The 26,086-nt window shown below is 60.8% G+C and carries 18 protein-coding genes; 7 read left to right on the top strand and 11 right to left on the bottom strand.

Features of this window, described 5'->3' with window-relative positions:
- The first annotated feature begins 18 nt into the window (after window positions 1-18).
- Both ptsP and nagE read left to right on the top strand, forming a co-directional pair.
- A complete protein-coding gene (gene ptsP / locus AC1Z1G_RS05340; RefSeq protein ID WP_483625474.1) occupies window positions 19-2,535 on the top strand; it encodes a phosphoenolpyruvate--protein phosphotransferase in 2,517 nt (838 codons plus the stop codon).
- 43 nt (window positions 2,536-2,578) lie between these two features.
- Window positions 2,579-4,294, top strand: a complete 1,716-nt coding sequence (gene nagE, locus AC1Z1G_RS05335; RefSeq protein ID WP_483625472.1) for an N-acetylglucosamine-specific PTS transporter subunit IIBC — start codon at window positions 2,579-2,581, stop codon at window positions 4,292-4,294.
- Window positions 4,295-4,366: 72 nt separating this feature from the next.
- Here nagE and AC1Z1G_RS05330 read toward each other — a convergent pair whose 3' ends face one another.
- From AC1Z1G_RS05330 to purL, 3 genes are all read right to left on the bottom strand, one after another.
- Window positions 4,367-4,741, bottom strand: a complete 375-nt coding sequence (locus tag AC1Z1G_RS05330; RefSeq protein ID WP_483625471.1) for a DUF6124 family protein — start codon at window positions 4,739-4,741, stop codon at window positions 4,367-4,369.
- Between the two features lie 998 nt (window positions 4,742-5,739).
- Window positions 5,740-6,051, bottom strand: a complete 312-nt coding sequence (locus AC1Z1G_RS05325) for an NGG1p interacting factor NIF3 (RefSeq protein ID WP_483625469.1) — start codon at window positions 6,049-6,051, stop codon at window positions 5,740-5,742.
- A gap of 5 nt (window positions 6,052-6,056) precedes the next feature.
- A complete protein-coding gene (gene purL / locus AC1Z1G_RS05320; RefSeq protein ID WP_483625467.1) occupies window positions 6,057-9,953 on the bottom strand; it encodes a phosphoribosylformylglycinamidine synthase in 3,897 nt (1,298 codons plus the stop codon).
- A gap of 286 nt (window positions 9,954-10,239) precedes the next feature.
- Here purL and mltF point away from each other — a divergent pair, with 286 nt between their 5' ends.
- Window positions 10,240-11,700, top strand: coding sequence for a membrane-bound lytic murein transglycosylase MltF (gene mltF / locus AC1Z1G_RS05315; RefSeq protein WP_483625465.1), 1,461 nt, complete (start codon window positions 10,240-10,242; stop codon window positions 11,698-11,700).
- 127 nt (window positions 11,701-11,827) lie between these two features.
- Here mltF and pdxJ read toward each other — a convergent pair whose 3' ends face one another.
- The 8 genes from pdxJ to lptF form a co-directional block, all read right to left on the bottom strand.
- Entirely contained in the window at window positions 11,828-12,571 is a 744-nt protein-coding gene (gene pdxJ, locus AC1Z1G_RS05310) for a pyridoxine 5'-phosphate synthase (RefSeq protein WP_483625463.1), read from the bottom strand.
- Window positions 12,572-12,620: 49 nt separating this feature from the next.
- The gene (gene recO / locus AC1Z1G_RS05305; RefSeq protein WP_483625461.1) at window positions 12,621-13,310 is read right to left on the bottom strand and encodes a DNA repair protein RecO; all 690 of its coding nucleotides are present in this window, start codon (window positions 13,308-13,310) and stop codon (window positions 12,621-12,623) included.
- Window positions 13,311-13,482: 172 nt separating this feature from the next.
- Window positions 13,483-14,385: a GTPase Era gene (gene era, locus AC1Z1G_RS05300; protein ID WP_007944847.1), complete on the bottom strand. Its 903-nt coding sequence runs from the start codon at window positions 14,383-14,385 to the stop codon at window positions 13,483-13,485.
- Complete coding sequence (rnc, locus tag AC1Z1G_RS05295) at window positions 14,378-15,067, bottom strand: ribonuclease III (RefSeq protein ID WP_483625460.1); 690 nt, start codon at window positions 15,065-15,067, stop codon at window positions 14,378-14,380. Before rnc ends, era begins: the two co-directional genes overlap by 8 nt.
- A gap of 176 nt (window positions 15,068-15,243) precedes the next feature.
- On the bottom strand, window positions 15,244-16,098 hold the full coding sequence (gene lepB, locus AC1Z1G_RS05290; RefSeq protein ID WP_483625458.1) for a signal peptidase I: 855 nt from the start codon (window positions 16,096-16,098) through the stop codon (window positions 15,244-15,246).
- A gap of 5 nt (window positions 16,099-16,103) precedes the next feature.
- Window positions 16,104-17,903 carry a translation elongation factor 4 gene (gene lepA / locus AC1Z1G_RS05285; protein WP_347904307.1) on the bottom strand — a complete coding sequence of 600 codons (1,800 nt, stop codon included), beginning with the start codon at window positions 17,901-17,903 and terminating at the stop codon, window positions 16,104-16,106.
- 172 nt (window positions 17,904-18,075) lie between these two features.
- On the bottom strand, window positions 18,076-19,137 hold the full coding sequence (gene lptG / locus AC1Z1G_RS05280; RefSeq protein ID WP_483625457.1) for an LPS export ABC transporter permease LptG: 1,062 nt from the start codon (window positions 19,135-19,137) through the stop codon (window positions 18,076-18,078).
- Window positions 19,130-20,251 carry an LPS export ABC transporter permease LptF gene (gene lptF, locus AC1Z1G_RS05275; protein ID WP_483625455.1) on the bottom strand — a complete coding sequence of 374 codons (1,122 nt, stop codon included), beginning with the start codon at window positions 20,249-20,251 and terminating at the stop codon, window positions 19,130-19,132. Before lptF ends, lptG begins: the two co-directional genes overlap by 8 nt.
- Before the next feature lie 306 nt (window positions 20,252-20,557).
- Between lptF and AC1Z1G_RS05270 the strand changes: the two genes are divergently transcribed.
- From AC1Z1G_RS05270 to AC1Z1G_RS05255, 4 genes are all read left to right on the top strand, one after another.
- Window positions 20,558-22,048, top strand: a complete 1,491-nt coding sequence (locus tag AC1Z1G_RS05270) for a leucyl aminopeptidase (RefSeq protein ID WP_483625454.1) — start codon at window positions 20,558-20,560, stop codon at window positions 22,046-22,048.
- A gap of 59 nt (window positions 22,049-22,107) precedes the next feature.
- The gene (locus AC1Z1G_RS05265) at window positions 22,108-22,536 is read left to right on the top strand and encodes a DNA polymerase III subunit chi (RefSeq protein ID WP_483625453.1); all 429 of its coding nucleotides are present in this window, start codon (window positions 22,108-22,110) and stop codon (window positions 22,534-22,536) included.
- A 7-nt stretch (window positions 22,537-22,543) separates the two neighbouring features.
- Window positions 22,544-22,963, top strand: coding sequence for a DNA polymerase III subunit chi (locus AC1Z1G_RS05260; RefSeq protein WP_483625451.1), 420 nt, complete (start codon window positions 22,544-22,546; stop codon window positions 22,961-22,963).
- A gap of 200 nt (window positions 22,964-23,163) precedes the next feature.
- A complete protein-coding gene (locus AC1Z1G_RS05255; protein ID WP_483625449.1) occupies window positions 23,164-26,010 on the top strand; it encodes a valine--tRNA ligase in 2,847 nt (948 codons plus the stop codon).
- Window positions 26,011-26,086: the final 76 nt, after the last annotated feature.

Below are 26,086 nucleotides of genomic sequence, written 5' to 3'. Positions count from 1 at the left end.
CGAATCGAGTACCGAGCCATGCATAACAACAATAATGACCTGACTCTCAGCGCCCCGCTCAGCGGCCCGGTGCTGATACTCGCCAAGGTGCCCGACCCGGTGTTCGCCAGCGGCGCCATGGGCGACGGGATCGCCATCGACCCGCTCAACAACACCTTGCACGCGCCGTGCGCCGGAGTGGTGGTGCATGTCGCCCGCACCGGCCACGCCGTGACCCTGCGCGCCGACAACGGCGCCGAACTGTTGCTGCATCTGGGCCTGGACACCGTCGACTTGCAGGGCAAAGGGTTCTCGATGCTGGTCAAGGAAGGCACCCGCGTCAGCAATGGCCAGGCGCTGGTGCGTTTTGACCTGGACACGGTCGCCCTGGGCTGCAAAAGCCTGGTCAGCCTGCTGATCCTGACCAATAGCCAGGACTTTCAGGCGCGGCCGATCACCCTCAAATCGGTCAAGGTTGGCGAGCCGCTGCTGCACATCGTGCCAAGAGCCGCGAACGGCGCGCAGGTCGAGGTGGATCACTCGACCACCGAAGCCCACGGGCAGATTCGCATCAACCATCACGGGGGCTTGCACGCACGGCCAGCAGCACTGATCCGCCAGACCGCGCAACGGTTCACCAGCCAATCGCGACTGCATTTCGCCGGTCAATCGGCGTCGTGCGACAGCTTGATCGGGTTGATGGGCCTGGGGATTGGCGAGCAGGACGAAGTTCAAGTCAGTTGCCGTGGTGCAGACGCCGACGCGGCGCTGCACGCCTTGCTCAACGCCCTGTCCACAGCGCTCAACGACGACAGCCACAGCGACGCACCGACGCCGATTGCCCAGCGCCCGCGCGTCGCTGAAGCCGGCGTGTTGCACGGTGTCTGCGCCGCACCTGGGCTGATCGGCGGGCCGTTGTTCCAACTGGCCGCCATCCACCTGCCCGACGACACCGGCAACCACCACCCCGAAGAACAACTGCAAGCGCTGGACCGGGCGCTGGAGCAGGTGCGTGGCGAAATCCGCGTCACCCTCGCCCACGCCCAAAAGCACAGGCACACCGACGAAGAACAGATCTTCGCCGCCCACCTCGCCCTGCTCGAAGACCCGGCGCTGCTCGACACGGCCAGCCAGTCAATCGATCAGGGCAGCGCGGCGACCCACGCCTGGAGCCAGTCGATAGAGGTCCAGTGCACAGTTCTGCAAACACTCGGCAGCCCGCTGCTGGCCGAACGCGCCAACGACCTGCGAGACCTCAAGCAACGGGTGCTGCGTGCCTTGCTCGGGCAGGATTGGCACTACGACGTACCGGCCGGCGCCATCGTCGCGGCCCATGAACTGACCCCCTCCGATTTGCTGCAACTGAGCCTGCAAGGCGTCGCGGGCCTGTGCATGGCCGAGGGCGGCGCGACTTCCCACGTGGCCATTCTGGCTCGCGGCAAAGGCCTGCCGTGCATCGTCGCCCTCGGATCATCGCTGCTTGATCAACCTCAAGGTCAGTCGGTGGTACTGGACGCAGACGGCGGACGCCTCGAACTGACACCCGACAGCGACCGTCTGGAGCAAGTGGCGCAGGCCCAACGTGAACACCTGCAACGCCGCGAGCGTCAGCAAGCGCAAGCCCACAACCCGGCGCACACCCGCGATGGCCTGCGCATCGAAGTCGCCGCCAACGTCGCGTCCAGCAGCGAAGCCGCCGACGCCTTGAAAGGTGGCGCCGATGGCGTCGGCCTGCTGCGCACCGAGTTTCTGTTCGTCGATCGCCAGACCGCGCCGGACGAACAGGAACAGCGCCAGGCCTACCAAGCCGTGCTCGATGCCATGGGCGACAAGTCAGTGATCATCCGCACCATCGACGTCGGGGGCGACAAACAGCTCGACTACTTGCCGCTGCCCGCCGAAGCCAACCCGGTGCTGGGCCTGCGCGGGATTCGTCTTGCACAAGTACGCCCGGAGCTCCTCGACCAGCAACTGCGGGCGCTGTTGCAGGTCAGCCCGTTGCAGCGCTGCCGGATTCTGCTGCCGATGGTCAGCGAGGTCGATGAACTGCTGCACATCCGCCAACGCCTCGATGCCCTGTGCGCCGAGCTTGAGCTAACGCAGCGCCCGGAGCTGGGAGTCATGATCGAAGTCCCCGCCGCCGCGCTGCTCGCCGAGCAATTGGCCGAGCACGCGGACTTCCTGTCCATCGGCACCAACGACCTGTCCCAGTACACCCTGGCCATGGACCGCGACCACGCAGGCCTCGCCGCCCGGGTCGATGCCTTGCACCCCGCGCTGTTGCGGCTGATCGCCCAGACCTGCGCCGGTGCCGCCAAACATCAGCGCTGGGTTGGCGTGTGCGGGGCGCTGGCCTCCGATCCGCTGGCCACGCCGGTACTGATTGGCCTGGGCATCAGTGAGCTATCGGTCAGCCCGCCCCAGGTCGGAGAAATCAAGGAACGCGTCCGCCAACTGGACGCCACCGAATGCCGACGCCTGAGCACCAGCCTGCTCAACCTGAGCAGTGCAGCCGCAGTACGTAACGCCTGTCATCAACATTGGCCTCTGAGCTGAATAACAACAGCGCTAAAACAAAAAGAACACAAGGAGAACCGCCATGTACCAACTCTTCATCGAAGGCTTGCAGCGTCTCGGACGGGCGTTGATGCTGCCCATCGCGATCCTGCCGATTGCCGGCCTGTTGCTGCGCCTGGGCGATACCGACCTGCTGAACATCGCGATCATCCACGACGCCGGGCAAGTGATCTTCGCCAACCTGGCGATGATCTTCGCCATCGGCATCGCGGTCGGTTTCGCCAGGGACAACAACGGCACCGCAGGCCTCGCCGGGGTCATTGGTTACCTGGTGATGATCTCCACGCTCAAGGTGCTCGACGCGAGCATCAATATGGGGATGCTCGCCGGGATCGTCAGCGGCCTGACGGCCGGTGCGCTGTACAACCGCTTCAAGGACATCAAACTGCCCGAATACCTGGCGTTCTTCGGCGGTCGGCGCTTCGTGCCGATCATCACCGGGTTCGTCGCCGTGGGCCTGGGCGTGATCTTCGGTTTGATCTGGCCGCCGATCCAGCACGGCATCAACAGCTTCGGCGCAATGATGCTCGACAGCGGCCCTATCGGCGCCTTCATCTTCGGCACACTCAACCGCCTGCTGATCGTCACCGGCCTGCACCACATCATCAACAACATGGCGTGGTTCGTCTTCGGCAACTTCATCGACCCGACCACGGGCGCCCTGGTGACCGGCGACATCTCGCGCTACTTTGCCGGCGACCCGAAGGGCGGCCAATTCACCACGGGCATGTTCCCGATGATGCTGTTCGGCCTGCCGGCCGCGTGCCTGGCGATGTACCGCAACGCCCTGCCGGAGCGACGCAAGGTGATGGGCGGGATCTTCCTATCGATGGCCCTGACCTCATTCCTGACCGGCGTTACCGAACCGGTCGAGTTCGCCTTCATGTTCCTCGCGCCGTTGCTCTTTGTGCTGCACGCCCTGCTGACCGGCCTGTCGCTGGCGGTCACCAACGCGCTGAACATCCATTTGGGCTTCACCTTCTCCGGCGGCGCCATCGACATGGCCCTGGGCTGGGGCAAGTCCACCAACGGCTGGCTGGTGTTCCCGGTGGGCCTGGCGTATGCGGTGATCTATTACACCGTGTTCGACTTCTGCATCCGGCGCTTCAACCTGAAAACTCCGGGGCGCGAAGACATCGCGGTCGGTGAGAAAACGGTCATCGCTGAAAACGAACGGGCCGGGGCTTACATCAAGGCGCTGGGCGGGGCCGAGAACCTGATCACGGTCGGCGCCTGTACGACACGGCTGCGGCTGGACATGGTGGATCGCAACAAAGCGTCGGATGCGGACTTGAAGGCGCTGGGCGCCATGGCCGTGGTTCGCCCCGGCAAGGGCGGCAGTTTGCAGGTGGTGGTCGGACCACTGGCCGACAGCATTGCCGACGAAATTCGGCATGCGTTGCCGACGGCCGGAAAAGTCGTGGCAGCCGCCGCTGTGGTTGCCGAGGCAGTGCCTGAAGTAACGCCGGTGTCCACCTCGCTGGCACACAAATGGCTGAGCGCCCTGGGCGGCAGCGACAACGTACTGCAACTGGATTGCGTAGCGATGACCCGGATTCGCCTGCAACTGGCAGACGGCAAAGCCCTGTCGGAGTACCAACTCAAGGCACTGGGTTGCCAGGGTGTGAGTGCGCTGGACGGTGGCGTTTGGCACCTGTTGATCGGCGACAATGCGCCGAGTTTGAGTGAGGCGCTTGAAGGGTTGGTGAGTCGCAGCGAGGCCAGTGTGAAGGTCTAAAACCGCCCTCAATTCCACAGTTCGACAAAAAACCGCTGACCGTTTTCGGCCCAGCGGTTTTTTTGTTGCCCGTTACTCAGCCGAATCGGGCGGATCGAGCTGATCCAGCACACGGTTCACCGACAACTGCGCCAGGGAAATCATCTGCTGGATCGCCAGCGCCATGTTGCATGCAGGACCAGTCAGGTCGAACGCCAGATCACTGGCCATGACATTGGCCGACGCCAGGGTTTCACAGGCATGGGCCAACAGGCTTTCGGACTCGACACCGGGGACAATCATGAAAATCGTACCGGGACGCCGATCAGGCAGCGCATGACGATTGCCGGGCGGCGTCAGGTAGTGATCGAGGGCGCGATGGGCTGCGTCGTGGAGCTTTTTTGAGTTGAGGGATTGGTAGGGGGAGACGTCGTCGTGCTTTGGGGGATCGGGGATCAACTTATCCATGCTTTTGCTCCTACTGTAGTGGGAGCCACGACTTGCCGGTCTCACTCGGCGAAGAGGTGGCAGCTGTGAACGGGGTGAGAATACCGGTAGTAGGGACCCGGCCAGACCGAAGTCTGCCCGCACACAGCCGCCATAACACATGGCGCCGACGAAAAACGTCGGCGAGGATTATGGTAGAGCTAGCGCGTAGCGCCTACTAAATTTCCAGGGTTCTCACACCCGGTCGCTGTTTTATTTGCAGCGACGGGCAAAGACTAGGCCCGACCGAAAATCGCCGCAACCGCCGCAACTTGTCAGAGAATTCCTCGTATTTCCAAGATCTGTAGGCTGTCAGCAAGGGAATTGCTGGCCTGAAAGATCCACCCCTCACCCTAACCCTCTCCCCAAGGGGTAGAGGGGACTGACCGAGGTGTTTATACGAAGTACCGCGACCTGAAAGAGCGCGTTGAACTCAGGCCATGAAAGCGACGACTCCCCACCAATCCAAAGCCGTACACGCCCCAACCACTCAGGCCGACCGGCAGGTCGCCGTGCTTTAGCTTTTGACTTTGATCCACCCGCCCCTTCGGGAGGCCGAGTGGAGGTGTTCAGCAGGGGGTGGGCGCGCAGCGCCGTACGGCGCAGCCGGACACATCGAGAGGAGGTCGTCGCGAAGCAGACCGTAGGCGATGCCCCCTGATGGACACCGGAGCGAGGGAACGCCGAGCCTTGGCGAGGTGCCGTACGCTTGGGGCGAGACTTTTTGGTTCCTTTTGTGGCGTCTGACAAAAGGGACTCGCTGTAAGAGCGAAACCCTAAGCGGCCGTGACCGCAGAAATGGATATGTACACCTGAAAAAGATTGGTCGGCTGTCAGGCCGCCTTCGCGAGCAAGCCCGCTCCCACAGGTGAACTGTGTACATCTACAAGAGATAGGCCGGCTGTCAGGCCGCCTCGCCATAAAAAAACCCGCAGAACCAATAACGGTTCTGCGGGTTTCTCACTTCAACGGCGGGAAAATCAGAAATCCTCCAACCGCCACACCTCATAAGCCGGCGTTTCATAGGGATGGCTCTGCTTCAGAGCCTCCACCACCGCACGAATCAACTCATCGCTGACCACCAGCTCAACCTTCCACTCCTCCACCTGCTCGACCAGCCCCGCCTGCCCAATGAACGGCTGACTGCCGTCCAACGGACGAAACTGGCCCAAGCCAAGCACCTGCCATGCGCAGTGATCATAAGCACCGATCCGTCCACCACCGGCGGCGAATACGGCACTTTTGACCTGTTCCACATGACTGGCCGGAACAAAAAAACTGAGCTTGTACACAGCGCTTAGTTCACCCACACACGAGCGTTACGGAACATGCGCATCCAAGGAGCGTCTTCGTTCCAGTCTTCCGAACGCCACGAGTTCTGCACCGCGCGGAACACCCGCTCCGGGTGCGGCATCATGATGGTCACGCGACCGTCACGGCTGGTCAGACCGGTGATCCCGCGCGGCGAACCGTTCGGGTTGGCCGGGTAACGCTCGGTGACCTTGCCGTGGTTGTCGACGAAACGCATCGCCACGCAACCCGACAGATCGGCTTCCAGCAGTGCTTCTTCGCTTTCGAACTCGGCATGACCTTCACCGTGCGCGATGGCGATTGGCATGCGCGAACCGGCCATGCCCTGCAGGAAGATCGAGTTCGACTCCTGAACCTGAACCATCGCCACACGGGCTTCGAACTGCTCGGAACGGTTACGCACGAAGTGCGGCCAGAACTCGCTGCCCGGGATCAGCTCGTGCAGGTTGGACATCATCTGGCAACCGTTGCACACGCCGAGGGTGAAGCTGTCGGTACGTTCGAAGAAGCCCTGGAACGCATCGCGAGCGCGGCTGTTGAACAGCGCCGACTTGGCCCAGCCTTCACCGGCACCCAGTACGTCGCCGTAGGAGAAACCGCCGCACGCTACCAGGCCTTTGAACTCGTTCAGGTCGACACGGCCGGCCAGAATGTCGCTCATGTGCACGTCGATCGCGTTGAAACCGGCGCGGTCGAACGCGGCCGCCATTTCCACCTGACCGTTGACGCCCTGCTCACGCAGTACGGCAACCTGTGGGCGAATGCCTTTCTTGATGTAAGGCGCGGCGACGTCCTGGTTGACGTCGTAGCTCAGCTTGGCGCTCAGGCCCGGGTTGTCTTCTTCCAGCAGCACGTCGAATTCCTGGTCGGCGCAGTCGGCGTTGTCACGCAGACGCTGGATCTGGTAGCTGGTTTCAGCCCACTGACGTTGCAGCAGACCACGCTGACCTTCGAACACGGTTTCGCCGTTGAAGGTGATGCTGATTTCACTGTTGTTCATCGGCTGACCGACCACCGACACGCAGTCGCCCAGGCCAGCGGCGCTGAATTGCGCGAGGATGTCCGGGGTGGCGTCCTGACGAACCTGGATCACCGCACCCAGTTCTTCGTTGAACAGGATCGCGGCGATGTCGGCCGAGGTTTCTGCCAGGCCGTCGAGGTTCAGGCTCAGACCGCAGTGGCCGGCAAAGGCCATTTCCACCACGCTGGTCAGCAAACCACCGTCGGAACGGTCGTGGTAAGCCAGCAGGTGACCATCGGCGTTGAGGCCCTGGATCACCGCGAAGAAGGCTTTCAGGTCTTCAGCGTCATCAACGTCCGGAGCCTGTTTGCCGAGCTTGCCGTGAACCTGTGCCAGGATCGAGGCGCCCATGCGGTTCTGGCCACGGCCCAGGTCGATCAGGATCAGGTCAGTGGTGCCCTTGTCCATGCGCAGTTGCGGGGTCAGGGTCTGACGGATGTCAGCCACTGGCGCGAAACCGGTCACGATCAGGGATAGCGGCGAGGTCACGCTCTTGTCCACGCCTTCGTCGTTCCAGCGAGTGGCCATGGACATCGAGTCCTTGCCCACCGGAATGGTGATGCCCAGTTCCGGGCACAGCTCCATGCCGACCGCTTTGACGGTGTCGTACAGACGCGCGTCTTCGCCCGGGTGACCAGCCGCCGACATCCAGTTCGCCGACAGTTTGATGTCGGAGATCTTGTTGATGCGTGAAGCGGCGATGTTGGTCAGGGTTTCGCCGATGGCCATGCGGCCCGACGCCGGGGCGTCCAGCAAGGCCAGCGGAGTGCGCTCGCCCATCGCCATGGCTTCACCGGTGTAAACGTCGAAACTGGTGGCGGTGACGGCAACGTCAGCCACCGGAACCTGCCACGGGCCAACCATTTGGTCACGGGCCACCAAGCCTGTGATGGTGCGGTCGCCAATGGTGATCAGGAAGCTTTTGCTCGCGACAGCCGGGTGATGCAGAACACGCTCGACGCAGTCGGCAATGGCCAGCGTCGACGGGTCGAAGTCGTCGCCCAGTTCGTTTTCACGAACGGCCGAACGGTGCATGCGCGGGGCTTTGCCCAGCAGCACTTCGAGCGGCATGTCCACCGGGCTGTTGCCGAAGTGGCTATCTGTGACAGTAAGCTGTGGCTCGGCGGTGGCTTCACCGACGACGGCGAACGGGCAACGCTCACGTTCGCAGATCGCTTTGAAACGCTCGAAGTCGGCCGGGCCGACCGCCAGAACGTAGCGCTCCTGGGATTCGTTACTCCAGATTTCGTGCGGGGCCATGCCCGGCTCGTCGTTTGGAATGTTGCGCAGTTCGAAACGGCCACCACGGTCGCCGTCGTTGACCAGCTCCGGGAAGGCGTTGGACAGACCGCCCGCGCCGACGTCATGGATGAAGCTGATCGGGTTGTGCTCACCCAACTGCCAGCAACGGTCGATGACTTCCTGGCAACGGCGCTCCATTTCCGGGTTTTCGCGTTGTACCGATGCAAAGTCCAGGTCTGCCGAGCTGGTGCCGGTGGCCATGGAGGAAGCCGCGCCGCCGCCCAGGCCGATCAGCATCGCCGGGCCGCCGAGCACGATCAGCTTGGAGCCAACGAGGATTTCGCCTTTCTGTACGTGTTCGGCGCGGATGTTGCCCATGCCGCCCGCCAACATGATTGGCTTGTGGTAACCGCGCACTTCATCGCCACGCGGGGTGGTGATCGATTGTTCGAAGGTCCGGAAGTAACCGGTCAGCGCCGGACGGCCGAATTCGTTGTTGAATGCAGCGCCGCCCAATGGGCCTTCGATCATGATGTCCAGCGCGGTAACGATGCGCTCAGGCTTGCCGTACGGCACTTCCCACGGTTGTTCGAAGCCCGGGATCTGCAGGTTGGACACGGTGAAGCCGGTCAGGCCAGCCTTCGGCTTGGCACCGCGACCGGTGGCGCCCTCGTCGCGAATCTCGCCACCGGAACCGGTGGATGCGCCCGGGAACGGGGCAATCGCGGTCGGGTGGTTGTGGGTTTCGACTTTCATCAGGATGTGCACCGGTTCCTGCACCGCGCCGTACTGGCGGGTTTCAGGGTCCGGGAAGAAACGGCCGGCCACGTTGCCGACGATCACCGAAGCGTTATCTTTATAAGCCGACAGAACGCCTTCGCTGTGCATCACGTAGGTGTTCTTGATCATGCCGAACAGGCTTTTTTCCTGGCTTTCGCCGTCGATGTCCCAACTGGCGTTGAAGATTTTGTGACGGCAATGCTCGGAGTTCGCCTGGGCGAACATCATCAGTTCGATGTCATGCGGGTTGCGCTTCAAACCGACAAAGGCGTTGACCAGGTAATCGATCTCGTCTTCGGCCAGGGCCAGGCCCAATTCGACGTTGGCTTTTTCCAGCGCGGCGCGACCGCCACCCAATACGTCGATAGCGGTGAGCGGCTTGGGCTCGGCGTGACTGAACAGGCCAGCCGCCTGCTCGAGGTTTTCCAGCACGATCTGGGTCATGCGGTCGTGCAGCGCTTCAGCAACAAGCCGGGCCTGCGCGTCGGTGAATTCACCGGTCACGTAGAAAGCGATACCGCGCTCCAGGCGCTGGATTTTCGCCAGGCCGCAGTTGCGGGCGATGTCGCTGGCCTTGCTCGACCATGGCGAGATGGTGCCAAACCGCGGCAACACCAGGAACAGACGGCCGGTCGGCTCTTGTACCGGAACGCTTGGGCCGTACTTCAGAAGGCGCGCAAGCACCTGCTGTTCATCGCCGGTCAGGACGCCGGTGACTTCGGCGAAGTGAGCGAATTCAGCATACAAGCCAGTGACAGCCGGAACCTTTTGGCTCAGTTGCTCAAGGAGTTTGCTGTGGCGAAAGGCAGAAAGGGCAGGAGCGCCGCGCAGGATCAACATCTTCGGGACAGCCTCGGGAAGGGGTGTGCTTTGAGGCCGTGCATTCTAGCCTAAACCGCCCGCGACATCACTCGAAACGCTACGCCTGGCTGCGGCCGAACGTCGGCCGGGGGGCCAGAGCCTATAACCAGGGGCGATCAAGGCCAGTGCAAAGGGTTATTTGAAGTGTCACACAAAGGGCTGAACGCCCATTCCTGAGGGCTTGGCGGCGGTTTTGAAACCTCTAGCAGACAAGCCCTTTGCTGTCGAGATATGGCGGCCGTGGTCCTTTGCGTATACTGCGCAGATGTTTTCCCCAACGGCTTTGCGTCCGCGATACGCCAAATGGCTCTTCGCAACCGGACTCTTCCTGATGCTCAGTGGCTGTGTTGATAAACCCAACACACTGGAGCGCGTAAAGGAGGATGGCGTGCTGCGGGTGGTTACCCGTAACAGCCCCGCCACCTACTTCCAGGATCGTAACGGTGAAACCGGCTTCGAATACGAGCTGGTGAAGCGCTTTGCCGAAGACCTGGGGGTGGAGCTGAAAATTGAAACCGCCGACAACCTGGATGACCTTTATGGTCAGCTCGGCAAACCCAACGGCCCGGTGCTGGCTGCTGCCGGTCTGGTCAGCAGCGAAAAACGCAAGGCACAAGTCAGGTTTTCCCACCCGTACCTGGAAGTCACCCCACAGATCATCTACCGCAACGGTCAGTCGCGGCCTACCAAACCCGCCGACCTGGCGGGCAAAAAGATCATGGTGCTCAAGGGCAGCACCCACGCCGAACAATTGGCGGAGCTGAAACAGAAAAATCCCGGCATTGAATACGAAGAGTCCGACGCGGTTGAAGTCGTCGACCTGCTGCGCATGGTCGATGAAGGTCAGATTGATCTGACACTGGTCGACTCCAACGAAGTGGCGATGAACCAGGTCTACTTCCCTAATGTGCGGGTCGCCTTCGACCTGGGTGACGCCAGCAACCAGAGCTGGGCCGTCGCCGCCGGTGATGACAACAGCCTGCTCAACGAGATCAACACCTACCTCGACAAGGTGCAGAAGAACGGCACCCTGCAACGGCTCAAGGATCGCTATTACGGGCACGTCGATGTACTCGGCTACATGGGCGCCACCACCTTCGCGCAGCACTTGCAGCAACGGCTGCCCAAGTACGAACAGCACTTCAAGACATTCGCCAAGAAAGAACAGGTCGACTGGCGCCTGCTGGCGGCGATTGGTTATCAAGAGTCGTTATGGCAACCGGCGGTTACCTCCAAGACCGGTGTTCGTGGCCTGATGATGCTGACCCAGAACACCGCGCAGGCCATGGGCGTGTCCAATCGACTGGACGCCAAACAAAGCATCATGGGCGGCGCAAAGTACCTGGCGTACATGAAGGATCAACTGGACGACTCGATCCAGGAACCGGATCGCACGTGGTTTGCACTGGCAGCCTACAACGTCGGCAGCGGTCACCTGGATGACGCACGCAAACTGGCGGCCAAGGAAGGGCTGAACCCGAACAAGTGGCTGGATGTGAAAAAGATCCTGCCGCGCCTGTCGCAGAAACAGTGGTACAGCAAAACGCGCTACGGTTATGCCCGTGGCGGTGAACCCGTGCACTTTGTGGCGAACATCCGTCGCTACTACGACATTCTGACGTGGGTTACGCAGCCGCAGCTTGAAGGCAACCAGGTGGCCGAGGGCAGCCTGCATGTGCCGGGCATCGACAAGACCAAGCCGCCGGAAGAAAACCGACCGCTTTAAAACCCGACACCAGTCAAATGTGGGAGCGGGCTTGCTCGCGAAGGCGGTCTGACAGTCACCATCAATGTTGACTGAAAGGCCCTCTTCGCGAGCAAGCCCGCTCCCACAGTAGTTTTGTGTTTGGTGCTTAGGCTTTGGCAGCGGCGAGAATCAGCGCTTTCATCTCCGAAACAGCCGACTTGAACCCGACGAACAATGCGTGCGCCACCAGCGCGTGGCCGATGTTCAGTTCGTTGATGCCCTTGATGGCCGCGACTGCTTCGACGTTGTGGTAGTGCAGGCCATGGCCCGCGTTGACGATCAAGCCTTGAGTCAGGCCAAACGCCACACCATCCGCCACACGCTTCAACTCTTCAGCCACGTCAGTCGGCGTTTGCGCGTCTGCGTAGCGGCCGGTGTGCAGCTCGATAGCGGGTGCGCCGACACGGCGGGAGGCTTCGATCTGCCGCTCATCAGCGTCGATGAACAGCGACACTTCGCAACCGATTTTCGCCAGACGCTCCACCGCTGCCTTGATCCGCGCTTCCTGCCCCGCCACGTCCAGACCGCCTTCGGTGGTCAGCTCCTGACGGGTTTCCGGAACCAGGCAAATGTGCGCTGGACGGATGCGTTCAGCGAACACCATCATTTCCTCGGTGACACCCATTTCGAAGTTCATGCGGGTTTGCAGCACGTCCTTGAGCAACAGTACGTCGCGCTCCTGGATGTGCCGACGGTCTTCACGCAAATGCACGGTGATGCCATCGGCACCCGCCTCTTCCGCGTCCAGCGCTGCCTTGACCGGATCAGGGTAACGAGTACCCCGGGCCTGACGCAGGGTGGCAACGTGGTCGATGTTCACGCCAAGAAGAATGCGATTGCTGGTGGTCACGGAAGCGCTCCTGAAGAAGAGAAAGTTCGGTGCACAGCATACGGGGTGATCAGGGCTTGCGAAACAACTCGCGACTGACCAGAGGGCGGCCACCCAGGTGAACGGCCAGTGCCTGGCGCATCAAACGCTTGGCGGCAGACAATGCGCCCGGCGCGCTCCAGTCAGCGTCGGCCATGGCCAACAGCTCGGCGCCGTTGAACAGGCCGGGTTGCAGCAGGTAGACCCGCTCCAGGCCCGCATCCACTTGCAAACGGTACAGACCGTCCGGGGCAATCGGCTCGTCGTGGATATCTGCGTTTAATGCGAAGCCGTAACCCAGGTCATCAAGCAAGCGCCATTCGAACGATCGCAACAACGGCTCCAGCGGTCGTCCTTCGGCGAGGGCCAGCAAGGTCGCAGCGTAGTGATCGAACACAGCGGGGTGAGGATCTTCGGCGGGCAACAGGCGAATCAGCAGTTCATTGAGGTAGAGACCACTGAACAGCGCTTCGCCATTGAGCCAGGTCGAGACGCCAGCACTTTCCATGCGGCCGACGTTCTTCAGTTCACCCCGACCACGAAACTCGACTTCGAGCGGCACGAACGGTCGCGCCAGCGTCCCGGCCTTGCCCCGCGCACTGCGCAACACCGCCCGCAATCGACCTTGCGGTGTGAGGAAATCCACCAACGCGCTGCTTTCGCGGTAGGCGCGACTGTGGAGCACGTAGGCGGGTTGGCCAGGGGGTGGCGATTGGGGCATGGGAATCGCAGTTCTCAATGAGGGGGCGCGGTTTTACAAACAACCCAAAACCAATGTGGGAGCGTGCTTGCTCGCGAAAGCGGTGTGACAGTCAACATCAATGCTGAATGTTACATCGTCTTCGCGAGCAAGCCCGCTCCCACAGTTGATCCATGTACAACCGGATTCCTGATTACAGGTCGCCATAACCCAGCGAACGCAAGGCGCGCTCGTCATCGGACCAGCCGCCTTTCACTTTGACCCACAGGTTGAGCATGATCTTGGAGTCGAACAGCAGCTCCATGTCCTTGCGCGCCTCGGTGCCGATACGCTTGATGCGCTCACCCTTGTCGCCAATGATTATTTTCTTCTGGCCGTCACGTTCGACGAGGATCAAGGCATGGATGTGCAGGGTTTTGCCCTGCTGCTTGAACTCTTCGATTTCGACAGTGATCTGGTACGGCAGCTCGGCGCCCATCTGACGCATGATTTTTTCGCGCACCAGTTCAGCGGCGAGGAAACGGCTGCTGCGGTCGGTGATCTGGTCTTCAGGGAAGAAGTGATCGTTTTCTGGCAGGTAACCGGCGATCACTCGCTCCAGCGCTTCGAGGTTATGCCCGTGCTGGGCCGAGATCGGCATGATTTGCGCGTTCGGCAGCTGCTCCTGCAACCAGGTCAGGTGCGGCATCAGCTCGGCTTTGTCTTCGATGCGATCGGTCTTGTTCAGCGCCACGATCAGCGGGCCGGTCACGTACTGGACGCGCTCGAGGACCATCTGGTCTTCGTCGGTCCACTTGGTGCGGTCAACCACGAAAATCACCACGTCGACGTCTTTCAACGCCGCCGAAGCGGTCTTGTTCATGTAGCGGTTCAGCGCTTTCTCGCCACCTTTGTGCATACCGGGGGTGTCGACGTAGATCGCCTGAACGGCGCCTTCGGTCTTGATCCCGAGCATGTTGTGACGGGTGGTTTGCGGCTTGCGCGAGGTGATTGCCAGCTTCTGACCCAGGATGTGGTTCAGCAGCGTGGATTTGCCCACGTTCGGACGGCCGACGATGGCGACATAGCCACAGCGAGTTGCAGTTGAATCAGTCATGGCCATTCTCCACGCCCAGGGCTATCAGTGCTGCGGCGGCCGCTACCTGTTCGGCAATACGACGACTCACACCCTGACCTCGGCTTTTTTCGTTCAGTAAGGTGATTTCGCATTCGACGAAGAACGTCCGGCAATGCGGCTCACCCTGGATATCCACCACTTCGTAACGCGGCAGCTCACAGGCACGCGACTGCAAGAACTCTTGCAGGCGGGTCTTTGGATCCTTATTGGTGTCGACCAGCGTCAGGCTGTCGAACTCGGACGTCAGCCAGGCCAGCACGCGTTCGCGCGCCATGTCCATGCCGGCGTCCAGATAGATCGCACCGATCAGCGCTTCAAGGGCATCGGCAAGAATCGACTCGCGGCGGAAACCACCGCTCTTCAACTCACCGGAGCCAAGGCGCAGGTACTCACCCAGATCGAAACCACGGGCCAGTACGGCCAGCGTCTCACCTTTCACCAGGCGTGCGCGCAAACGCGACAACTGACCTTCGCGGGCCAGCGGGAAGCGATCAAACAACGCTTCACCGGCGACGAAGTTGAGAATGGCATCACCGAGGAACTCCAGGCGTTCGTTGTTGCGCCCGGCAAAGCTGCGGTGAGTCAGGGCCAGGATCATCAGTTCCTGGTCCTTGAAGGTGTAACCGAGCTGACGCTCGAGACGGCTTAAGGAGTCGCTCACGGTTTACCCACGCTGAGTTCGTGGTCGACGCCCAGCACAGCCATGCTGCTAGGTTCTGGGACAATTAACGCTGTGTTCAAAAATTACATCCTGAATATCGTGGCAAATGCTACCCGGCGACCTTATGCAGGCTCCAGAAATGCATTCGGCGCTGTGTTCAACAGCGCCGTGTGTGATTACTTGATCAGGCCAACCCGCGAGAAATTCGGCAGGTGGCTGAGTTTGGGTTCCGGCCAGCTCATCCAGACTGCGAAGGCCTTACCGACGATATTCTTGTCGGGAACCATGCCCAGCATGTCTTTGGGAATACTTGGATCATCCCAGTAGCGACTGTCGTTGGAGTCGTCGCGGTTGTCGCCCATCATGAAGTAGTGCCCGGCAGGCACGGTCCATTGATGGTCCGGGATTGCGCGGTTACGGCTCATTTCCTTGCGGATCATGTGCTCGACAACGCCGAGTTTTTCCTTGTAGAGCTCGGCAGTTCCCAGCATTCCCGGCTCGGAGCCAACCAGCAACTCGGCAACCGATTCGCCATTGACGAACAAACGCTTGTCGACGGTGTAGCGAATCTGGTCACCCGGCAGGCCCACCACACGCTTGATGTAGTTGATGTTCGGGTCGCTTGGGTAGCGGAACACCATCACATCGCCGCGCTGCGGATCACCGACTTCGATGACTTTCTTGTCGATCACCGGCAAGCGGATCCCGTAAGAAAACTTGTTCACCAGAATAAAATCGCCAACGTTCAGGGTCGGTTTCATCGAGCCGGACGGAATCTGGAACGGTTCCACCAGGAACGAACGCAGCACCAGCACGATGAACAACACCGGGAAGAACGACTTGCCGTATTCAACCAGCATCGGTTCTTTGTTGAGTTTCTCGATCACCATCCCGTCCGGCTGGCTGACGCTGCCCTGATAAGAGGCAATGGCGGCACGCCGACGTGGCGCCAGGAAAATCAGATCGAGCAACGCCAACGCACCACAGACGGCGACGGCGATAACCAGCAACAGCGGGAAATTTAGTGACATAGGACCTAACTATCCAACCTGAGCACAGCGAGGAAGGCTTCCTGTGGAATTTCCACGTTACCGACCTGCTTCATGCGTTTTTTACCGGCCTTCTGCTTTTCCAACAGCTTGCGCTTACGGCTAACGTCACCACCGTAGCATTTGGCCAATACGTTCTTTCTGAGTGCCTTGACGGAGGTTCGCGCAATAATCTGCCCGCCAATGGCGGCCTGGATTGCGACGTCGAACATCTGACGCGGAATCAGTTCTTTCATCTTCTCGGTCAACTGGCGACCTTTGTAGTGCGCATTGTCACGGTGCACGATCAGCGCCAGGGCGTCGACCTTGTCACCGTTGATCAGCACATCCAGTTTCACCAGACTAGCCGATTGATAACGATCGAAATGATAATCCAGCGAAGCATAGCCGCGACTGGTGGATTTCAGACGGTCGAAGAAGTCCAGGACCACTTCGTTCATCGGTATATCGTAGGTCACCTGGACCTGGGAACCGAGGAACAGCATGTCGTGCTGTACGCCACGCTTTTCGATGCACAGGGTAATGACGTTACCCAAGTGCTCTTGCGGCACAAGAATGTTGGCCCGCACGATCGGCTCGCGCATGTCTTCGATCGAGGACACGTCCGGGAGCTTGGACGGGTTGTCGACGTAAATCGTTTCACCGGTTTTCAGCACCAGCTCGAAAATAACCGTCGGCGCGGTGGTGATCAGGTCCAGGTCGTACTCGCGCTCCAGGCGCTCCTGGATGATTTCCATGTGCAGCATGCCGAGGAACCCGCAACGGAAGCCGAAGCCCAGGGCGTCGGAGCTTTCCGGGGTGTACTGCAGCGACGAGTCGTTCAGGGTCAGCTTTTGCAGGGCTTCACGGAAGTCTTCGAAGTCGTCGGAGCTGACCGGGAACAGACCGGCATAGACCTGCGGCTGAATGCGCTTGAAACCTGGCAGCACATCGACGTCCGGCGTCGAGCTCAAGGTCAGGGTGTCACCCACTGGCGCACCATGAATGTCCTTGATGCCAGCGATGATGAAACCTACTTCGCCTGCTTTCAGGTCAACGGTGGCGGTGTGTTTCGGGTTGAACACACCGACGCTGTCCACCAGGTGGATCTTGCCGGTGGATTTGACCAGAATCTTGTCGCCCTTCTTCACGCGACCATGGCGCACGCGAACCAGGGAGACAACGCCCAGGTAGTTGTCGAACCAGGAGTCGATGATCAACGCTTGCAGCGGATCTTCGATGTTACCGGTCGGCGCAGGAATGGTCTTGACTAGGCGCTCAAGCACTTCGTCAACGCCCAGACCGGTCTTGGCACTGCACTCGACCGCGTCGGTGGCATCGATGCCGATGATTTTCTCGATTTCTTCCTTGACGCGGTCCGGGTCGGCCTGTGGCAGGTCGATCTTGTTCAGGACCGGCATCACTTCCAGGCCCTGCTCGATGGCCGTGTAGCAGTTGGCAACGGATTGCGCTTCAACGCCTTGACCGGCATCGACCACCAGCAACGCACCTTCACAGGCCGCCAGCGACCGGCTGACTTCGTAGGTGAAGTCAACGTGGCCTGGGGTGTCAATGAAGTTCAGCTGGTACTTGATGCCATCTTTGGCGGTGTAATACAGGGTAACGCTATGCGCCTTGATGGTGATCCCGCGCTCACGCTCAAGGTCCATGGAGTCCAGCACCTGGGCTTCCATCTCGCGCTCGGCCAGGCCGCCGCACATCTGGATGAAGCGATCGGCCAGCGTCGACTTGCCATGGTCAATGTGGGCGATGATGGAGAAATTGCGGATATGACTCAAATCACTCACGGATCAACACTCAAAAAGGCTGCAGGCATAGCCCGCCGAAAAATAGCCGGGAATTGTACCTGATACACGACGCAAGCGTCACGTTTGCAGGTCACCGACATTGAATACGAAAACGCCCCGATCTTGCGACCGGGGCGTTTTTACTGAGCGAACAACGCGAAAATACTCGCGATCAACCCGCCCGACGCAAGAGCCAGACCCCTGCCAATGCACAGATACCCGCTGGAACCAACACCGCAAACAGTGGCGAGAAACCGAACACCAGGCTCGACGGCCCCAGCAAATCCTGAACAATTCGGAAAGTGAAGCCCACCAGCACGCCGGTAAACACTCGCTGCCCCAAGGTCACCGAGCGCAGCGGGCCGAAGATGAAGGAGATCGCCATCAGAACCAGCGCCGCCGTGACCAGCGGCTGCAATACCTTGACCCAAAAGGCCAGCCAGTAACGGCCGTTGTTCAGACCCTGGTCAGCCAGGTAGTGGATATAACCCCACAGGCCGGTAATCGACAGTGACTCAGGCGCCATCACCACGGTATTGAGCAATTCCGGGCTCAAGGCGACATCCCAACGCACTACCGGCTCGCTGACCAGCTCGGTGCTGCGGCCATGGAACAGCGTGGTGCTGACGTCGGTGAGCTGCCAGTGATCCTGCTCGAACTGCGCGCGCTTGGCGAAGCTCGAAGACAGCATGTGCCGCTCATTGTCGAAACGATAACGGGTCACGCCATACAGCACACCGTTAGGCTGCACCGAATTGACGTGAATGAACTCGTCACCCTGGCGGTGCCACAAACCATGCTTGGCACTCTGGGCCTCCCCGCCCCCCTGAGCCAGCGAGCGATTGGCCTGCGCCTGGTTTTCCGTGGCCGGGGCGACGTATTCGCCGACCAGCACGCCGGCCAGCATCAGCACCAGCATCGGCTTCATGACCGCCCAGACGATCCGACCGATGGACACACCGGCGGCGCGCATGATGGTCAGCTCACTGTTGCTGGCCAGGCTGCCCAGACCGATCAGGCAACCGATCAGTGCAGCCATCGGCAGCATGTCGTAGACACGACGCGGCGCGGTCAATGCAACGAAGCTCAAGACGTCGACCAGCGTATAAGTATCGCTGACATCGCCCATTTCATCGATGAAGGCAAACAGCGACGCCAGGCCCAGGATAATCCCCAATACCGCGACAATCGCCATGAAAACACTGCTACCAATGTAGCGATCGAGCTTAACCACGGGTCACCTCCAGCGCACTGCGGCGACTCGCCATCTTCAAGCGTAACGGTTCCCAGTAGAGCAAGCCCAGGCCAATGGCCAGGAATATCCCGTGAACCCACCACAAGCCCAGGGCCGGCGGGATCGTGCCTTTCTCCAGCGCGCCACGGGCGGCGATCAGGATGGTCAGGTAAGCCATATAAAGAAGAATCGCCGGCAGCAGCTTGAGGAAACGCCCCTGACGCGGGTTGACCCGCGACAGCGGAACGGCCATCAGCGTGACGATGAATACCAGAAGCGGCAGCGACAGACGCCATTGCAGCTCGGTACGTGCACGGATGTCATCGCTTTCAAGCAGGGAACGGGTGGTCATCGCATCGCGATCAGTCACTTCATCGCTGACATCGGGCTTGGGCAGCAGCACGCCATAGGTGTCGTATTTGATCGCCCGATAGTCCGCCTGCCCCGGATTACCGTCATAACGGTAGCCGTTGTCGAGGATCAGGTAGCGGTTGCCGTCTTCGCGGACTTCCTGACGGCCCTTTTCAGCCACCAGCACAGAAATCCCGCGATCCTTGCTCTTGTCGCCCGACAAGCGTTTTTCCGAAATGAACACGCCCGCCAGGTTGATCCGGTCATCGGAGAGCTGCTCGGTGTAGGTCACCCGAGTGCCGTCGCGCAACGCCTGGAAGCGTCCTGGCACCAGGGTGTCGAATTCGGTCATCGCGTCTTGCTGGTTGATCAGCAACTGGAAGCGGTTGGCGCCCTGAGGCGCCAGGCTCAAGGCCAGCCAGGCCACGAGCAGCGCAACCAGCGTGGCCGGAAACAGGGTCATGCCCAGCAGCCGTTGCTGGCTCATGCCGGTGGCCGACAGCACGGTCATTTCGCTTTCAAGGTAAAGCCGACCGTAAGCCAGCAGGATCCCGAGAAACAGCCCCAAGGGCAGGATCAGTTGCAGGAAACCCGGCAGGCGAAAACCCATGATCAGGAACAGCGAGCCTGGATCCAGGGCGCCGGAGGCAGCCTGAGCCAGGTACTTGATGAAGCGTCCGCTCATGATGATGACCAGCAGCACAGCGCTGACGGCGCTCAAGGTCAACAGGACTTCGCGGGATAGATAACGGAAGACGATCAAACCAGACACTCCAGGGTTGTCAGGCTAAGGCGGCCAAACAAGCAAACATATCGAGCGGCCCATAGGGCTGGGCCACCGAAAAAGATGTCGCATTATCCTGTGATTGCACGCGCCTGTCACTGCGCACGCTCAAGCGGGTGCGTAATGGCGCAAAGATCGTCCATACAAGGGTTGTCAGCCTCGACCGGCGAGGTTCAAACTGCGGCCTTTGTCGCTGCACCCAGCAGCGTCTGCCGCTCTTGTAAGCAAGCTTGCGCAAGCCCCTTTGGCGCGGCGTACTTTGACTATTTATTCAGGGACCCGGACATGGAACTGGTTGTAAAAAGCGTCAGCCCAGAAACGTTGAAAACCGCCACTCTGGTGGTCGCCGTCGGCGAAGACCGCAAGCTTGGCACCGTTGCCAAACAGCTCGATGAACTCAGCGGCGGCGCGATCAGCGCGGTCCTCAAGCGCGGCGACCTGGCCGGTAAAGTCGGCCAGAGCCTGCTGCTGCATAGCCTGCCAAACCTCAAAGCCGAACGCGTGCTGCTGGTGGGCACCGGTAAAGAAGCAGAACTGGGCGACCGCCCCTTCCGCAAAATCATTGCCGGCGTACTCAATACCCTCAAAGGCCTGGGCGGCACCGACGCCGTGCTGGCGCTGGACGAAGTGGTGGTCAAGGGTCGCGACAGCTACGGCAAAACCCGCCTGCTGGCCGAAACCCTGGTGGACGGCGAATACACCTTCGATCAGTTCAAGAGCCAGAAAGCCGAACCCCGCACCCTGAAGAAAATCACCCTGGTGACCATCAAGGCCGCGCAAGCCGAAGTCGAACGCGCCGTGACCCACGCCACCGCAATCGCCAACGGCATGGCGTTCACCCGCGACCTGGGCAACCTGCCGCCAAACATCTGCCACCCAAGCTTCCTTGCCGAACAGGCGAAAAACCTCGGCAAGGAATTCAAGGGCCTGAAAGTCGAGATCCTTGACGAGAAAAAAATCAAGGAACTGGGAATGGGTTCCTTCTACGCCGTCGGCCAGGGCAGCGCCCAGCCGCCACGCCTGATCGTCATGCAGTACAACGGCGGCAAGAAATCCGAGAAGCCGTATGCGCTGGTCGGCAAGGGCATTACCTTCGACACCGGCGGCATCAGCCTCAAGCCGGGCGCCGGCATGGATGAAATGAAGTACGACATGGGCGGCGCCGCCAGCGTGTTCGGCACCCTGCGCGCCGTGCTCGAGCTGAAGCTGCCGATCAACCTGGTGTGCATCCTGGCCTGCGCCGAGAACATGCCGAGCGGCAATGCTTCGCGCCCCGGCGACATCGTCACCACCATGAGCGGCCAGACCGTGGAAATCCTCAACACCGACGCCGAAGGCCGCCTGGTGCTGTGCGATGCCCTGACCTACTCCGAACGCTTCAAGCCACAGGCCGTGATCGACATCGCAACCCTGACGGGCGCCTGCGTCGTTGCCCTGGGGGCTCACACTTCGGGCCTGCTGGGTAACAACGACGATCTGATCGGCCAACTGCTGAGCGCCGGCCAGGCCGCCGACGACCGCGCCTGGCAATTGCCGCTGTTCGATGAATATCAGGAGCAACTGGACAGCCCATTCGCCGACATCGCCAACATCGGCGGCCCGAAAGCCGGCACCATCACCGCTGCGTGCTTCCTGTCGCGCTTCACCAAAAACCTGAACTGGGCGCACCTGGATATCGCCGGTACTGCCTGGACCAGCGGCGGCAAGGACAAGGGCGCCACTGGCCGTCCGGTTCCCTTGCTGACCCAATACCTGCTGGACCGCGCCAAAGCCTGAAACCGATGACCCAGGCAGCGTCACTCACGAGTGACGCTGCTTGAGGCTCAGGAACCGCAATGACCAAAGTCGACTTTTACATCTTGCCGAGCGCCGACCCCGCCGCACGGCTGGATTTTGCCTGCAAACTCACCGAGAAAGCCTGGCGCATGGGCCACCGGATCTACCTGCATTGCAGCGATGCCGCCCAGCGTGATGCCCTTGATGCACGCCTGTGGGCGTTCAAAGGTGAAAGCTTCGTGCCTCACGGCCCCGCCGAAAGCGAGCCGGACGGCTTGATTGTACTGGGCCTGGGCGACGACCCTGGCCAACACCAGGACTTGCTGGTCAACCTTGACCTGAAGGTCCCCGCGTTTGCCCAACGCTTTGCCCGAATAGCCGAAGTGGTGGTCGAAGACCCTGCCATTCGACAGGCTGCGCGGGAGAGTTTCCGTTTCTACCGCGAACAGGGCTATCCTCTGCAAGATCACCGTCTACAGCGACTCTGAATTCACGATGGACACGCCAAAACCGCAGCAAAAGTCCGCGCACCTGCTGGATGACCTGGAGTCGATCCGCCAACTGCTCGGCGATGACAACCTGCAACCGCCCCTGCTGACGGACACCGTCGAGCAAGCGCGTGATGAAGGCCAGATTCCGATGTTGTTCGATCAGGTCGGCGGCAAACCGCAAGCCGACGTCATCGAGCCGCCAGCCCCCAAACCTGCTCCCGCCCCGGCGCCTGTCGTCGAACCGGTGCCGGCCGCTTCCGTCCAGCAAGGCGCTGATGTGATGTTGCACCTGGACAGCGAACTGCGCGCCGCCGCGCAACTGATCATGCAAGACGTGATCGACGACTTCGCCCCGCACATCGAAACCGAAATCAAACGCCGCCTCGATGCACGCATGGAACGGTTGTTGAGTCAGTACGAGTAACACCAATCTCCTGTGGGAGCGGGCTTGCTCGCGAAGGTGGTTCAACATTCAACATCTCTGTCGACTGCCCTGCCGATTTCACGAGCAAGCCCGCTCCCACATTTGATCTGCGCCCGGTCTGCGTCTGCTCGCCCTCCGCCCCATGCCCCGCTATACTTGCCGGCTTTTCCTGAATAAATGCCAATAGGGTCCCGCCGCGCATGGATAAGACCTACCAGCCGCACGCCATTGAAACTTCCTGGTACAACACCTGGGAGTCCGAGAACTACTTCGCCCCGCAAGGCGCGGGCGATTCCTACACCATCATGATCCCGCCGCCGAACGTCACCGGCAGCCTGCACATGGGCCATGGCTTCAACAACGCGATCATGGACGCCCTGATCCGTTTCCGCCGCATGCAGGGTCGCAACACCCTGTGGCAGCCGGGCACCGACCACGCCGGTATCGCCACGCAAATGCTGGTGGAGCGTCAACTCGAAGCCAAGGGCCAGAGCCGCCATGATCTGGGCCGCGAAAAATTCCTCGAAAAAATCTGGGAATGGAAAGATGAGTCCGGTGGCAACATCAGCCGCCAGATCCGCCGCCTCGGCTCGTCTGTAGACTGGAGCCGCGAACGCTTCACCATGGACGACGGCCTGTCGGAGTCCGTGAAAGAAGCCTTCGTGCGCCTGCACGAAGACGGCCTGATCTATCGCGGCAAGCGCCTGGTCAACTGGGACACCAAGCTGCACACGGCGATTTCCGACCTCGAAGTGGAAAACCACGACGAGAAAGGCTTCCTGTGGAACCTGAAGTACCCGCTGGCTGATGGCGCCAAAACCGCTGAAGGCAACGACTTCCTGATCGTCGCGACCACCCGTCCGGAAACCATGCTCGGCGACTCCGCCGTGGCCGTTAACCCGAACGATGAGCGCTACAAAGCCCTGATCGGCAAGTTTGTCGAGCTGCCGCTGGTTGGCCGCCGCATCCCGATCATCGCGGACGATTACTGCGACCCTGAATTCGGCACCGGCTGCGTGAAAATCACCCCGGCCCACGATTTCAACGACTACGAAGTCGGCAAGCGCCACAACCTGCCGCTGCTGAACATCTTCGACAAGAACGCCGAAGTGTTGGCGGCCGCCCAGGTGTTCAACCTCGACGGCAGCGTCAACGAAGAGATCGACGGCACACTGCCCGCCGAGTACGCCGGCCTCAATCGCTTCCAGGCCCGTAAAGAAATTGTTGCCGCCTTCGACGCCGCCGGCCTGCTGGTCAGCGTCGACGATCACGCCCTGAAAGTTCCGAAAGGCGACCGTTCTGGCACCATCATCGAGCCGTGGCTGACCGACCAGTGGTACGTGTCCACCAAGCCATTGGCCGAGCCTGCCATTGCCGCCGTTGAAGACGGGCGCATCCAGTTCGTGCCAAAACAGTACGAAAACATGTACTTCTCGTGGATGCGCGACATCCAGGACTGGTGCATCAGCCGTCAGCTGTGGTGGGGCCACCGAATCCCGGCCTGGTACGACGAGTCGGGCAAAGTCTATGTGGGCCGCGACGAAGCCGAAGTGCGCGCCAAGCACAACCTGGGCCCGGACGTTGCACTGCAACAGGACAACGACGTACTCGATACCTGGTTCAGCTCGGGCCTGTGGACCTTCTCCACCCTCGGCTGGCCGCAACAGACCGAATTCCTGAAAAAATTCCACTCCACCGACGTACTGGTGACCGGCTTCGACATTATTTTCTTCTGGGTTGCCCGGATGATCATGCTCACCATGCATTTGGTGAAAAACGAAGACGGCACGCCACAGGTTCCGTTCAAGACCGTTTATGTACACGGTCTGGTGCGCGATGGCCTGGGCCAGAAGATGTCCAAGTCCAAGGGCAACGTCCTCGACCCGCTGGACATCATCGACGGTATCGAGCTTGAAGCGCTGGTGGAGAAACGCACCTCGGGCATGATGCAGCCGAAACTGGCGAAGAAGATTGAAAAGCAGACCCGCGACGAGTTCGCCGACGGCATCGCCAGCTATGGCACCGACGCCCTGCGCTTCACCTTCTGCTCGCTGGCGTCCACTGGTCGCGACATCAAGTTCGACATGGGCCGCGTCGAAGGCTATCGCAACTTCTGCAACAAGATCTGGAACGCTGCGCGCTACGTGCTGGACAAGGGCGAAGACTGCGGCCAGAACGGCGAAGCCTATGAGCTGTCGCTGGCCGATCGCTGGATCATCTCCCAGTTGCAACGCACCGAAGCCGAAGTGACCCGTCAACTCGACCAGTTCCGTTTCGACCTGGCCGCACAAGCCTTGTACGAGTTCATCTGGAACCAGTATTGCGACTGGTATCTGGAGCTGTCCAAGCCTGTGCTGTGGGACGAAAACGGCCCGATCGAGCGTCAGCGTGGCACCCGTCGCACGCTGGTTCGCGTGCTGGAAGTTGCCCTGCGCCTGGCTCACCCGTTCATGCCGTTCATCACCGAAGAAATCTGGCAGCGCATCGCGCCGCTGGCCGGTATCGAAGGCAAGACGATCATGCTGCAACCTTGGCCAGTGGCCAATGAAGCGCGCATTGATCAGGCTGCCGAAGACGACATCGAATGGCTCAAGGGCCTGATGCTTGGCACGCGTAACATTCGTGGCGAGATGAACATCGGCCCGGGCAAACCGCTGCCGCTGTTCCTGAAAAACGTCAGCGCCGAGGACCAACGTCGCCTGAGCGAGAACGAAGTCCTGCTGAAGAAGCTGGCCAAGCTCGAGTCGATCACCGTATTGGCCGCAGGCGAAGAAGCACCGCTGTCCGCCACCGCCCTGGTCGGCGAGATGGAAGTGCTGGTGCCAATGGCCGGCCTGATCGACAAGAACGCCGAACTGGCGCGCCTGGACAAGGAAATCCAGCGCCTGCAAGGCGAAGTGCAGCGTGTGGGCGGCAAGCTGTCCAATGCCGGCTTCGTTGACAAGGCCCCCGCCGACGTCATCGAGAAAGAACGCGCCAAACTGGCTGAAGCCGAACAGGCTCTGGGCAGGTTGGCCGAGCAACATGCGCGGATTGCCAGTTTGTAACGGCAACTCCAGCGATTAAAAAGGGAGGCCTGCGAAGGCCTCCCTTTTTTTGCCTGCCGCATTCTCCCCAAACACC

This window comes from Pseudomonas sp. JL27(2026) (assembly GCF_056933555.1).
The sequence above is the reverse complement of the archived record's forward strand: the minus strand, read 5'-3'. Positions and strand labels throughout refer to the sequence as shown.

Coding starts and splice junctions, on each gene's coding strand:
- ptsP (WP_483625474.1), top strand. CDS start 19: ATGCATAACAACAATAATGACCTGACTCTCAGCGCCCCGCTCAGCGGC.
- nagE (WP_483625472.1), top strand. CDS start 2,579: ATGTACCAACTCTTCATCGAAGGCTTGCAGCGTCTCGGACGGGCGTTG.
- AC1Z1G_RS05330 (WP_483625471.1), bottom strand. CDS start 4,741: ATGGATAAGTTGATCCCCGATCCCCCAAAGCACGACGACGTCTCCCCC.
- purL (WP_483625467.1), bottom strand. CDS start 9,953: ATGTTGATCCTGCGCGGCGCTCCTGCCCTTTCTGCCTTTCGCCACAGC.
- mltF (WP_483625465.1), top strand. CDS start 10,240: ATGTTTTCCCCAACGGCTTTGCGTCCGCGATACGCCAAATGGCTCTTC.
- recO (WP_483625461.1), bottom strand. CDS start 13,310: ATGCCCCAATCGCCACCCCCTGGCCAACCCGCCTACGTGCTCCACAGT.
- era (WP_007944847.1), bottom strand. CDS start 14,385: ATGACTGATTCAACTGCAACTCGCTGTGGCTATGTCGCCATCGTCGGC.
- lepB (WP_483625458.1), bottom strand. CDS start 16,098: ATGTCACTAAATTTCCCGCTGTTGCTGGTTATCGCCGTCGCCGTCTGT.
- AC1Z1G_RS05270 (WP_483625454.1), top strand. CDS start 20,558: ATGGAACTGGTTGTAAAAAGCGTCAGCCCAGAAACGTTGAAAACCGCC.
- AC1Z1G_RS05265 (WP_483625453.1), top strand. CDS start 22,108: ATGACCAAAGTCGACTTTTACATCTTGCCGAGCGCCGACCCCGCCGCA.
- AC1Z1G_RS05260 (WP_483625451.1), top strand. CDS start 22,544: ATGGACACGCCAAAACCGCAGCAAAAGTCCGCGCACCTGCTGGATGAC.
- AC1Z1G_RS05255 (WP_483625449.1), top strand. CDS start 23,164: ATGGATAAGACCTACCAGCCGCACGCCATTGAAACTTCCTGGTACAAC.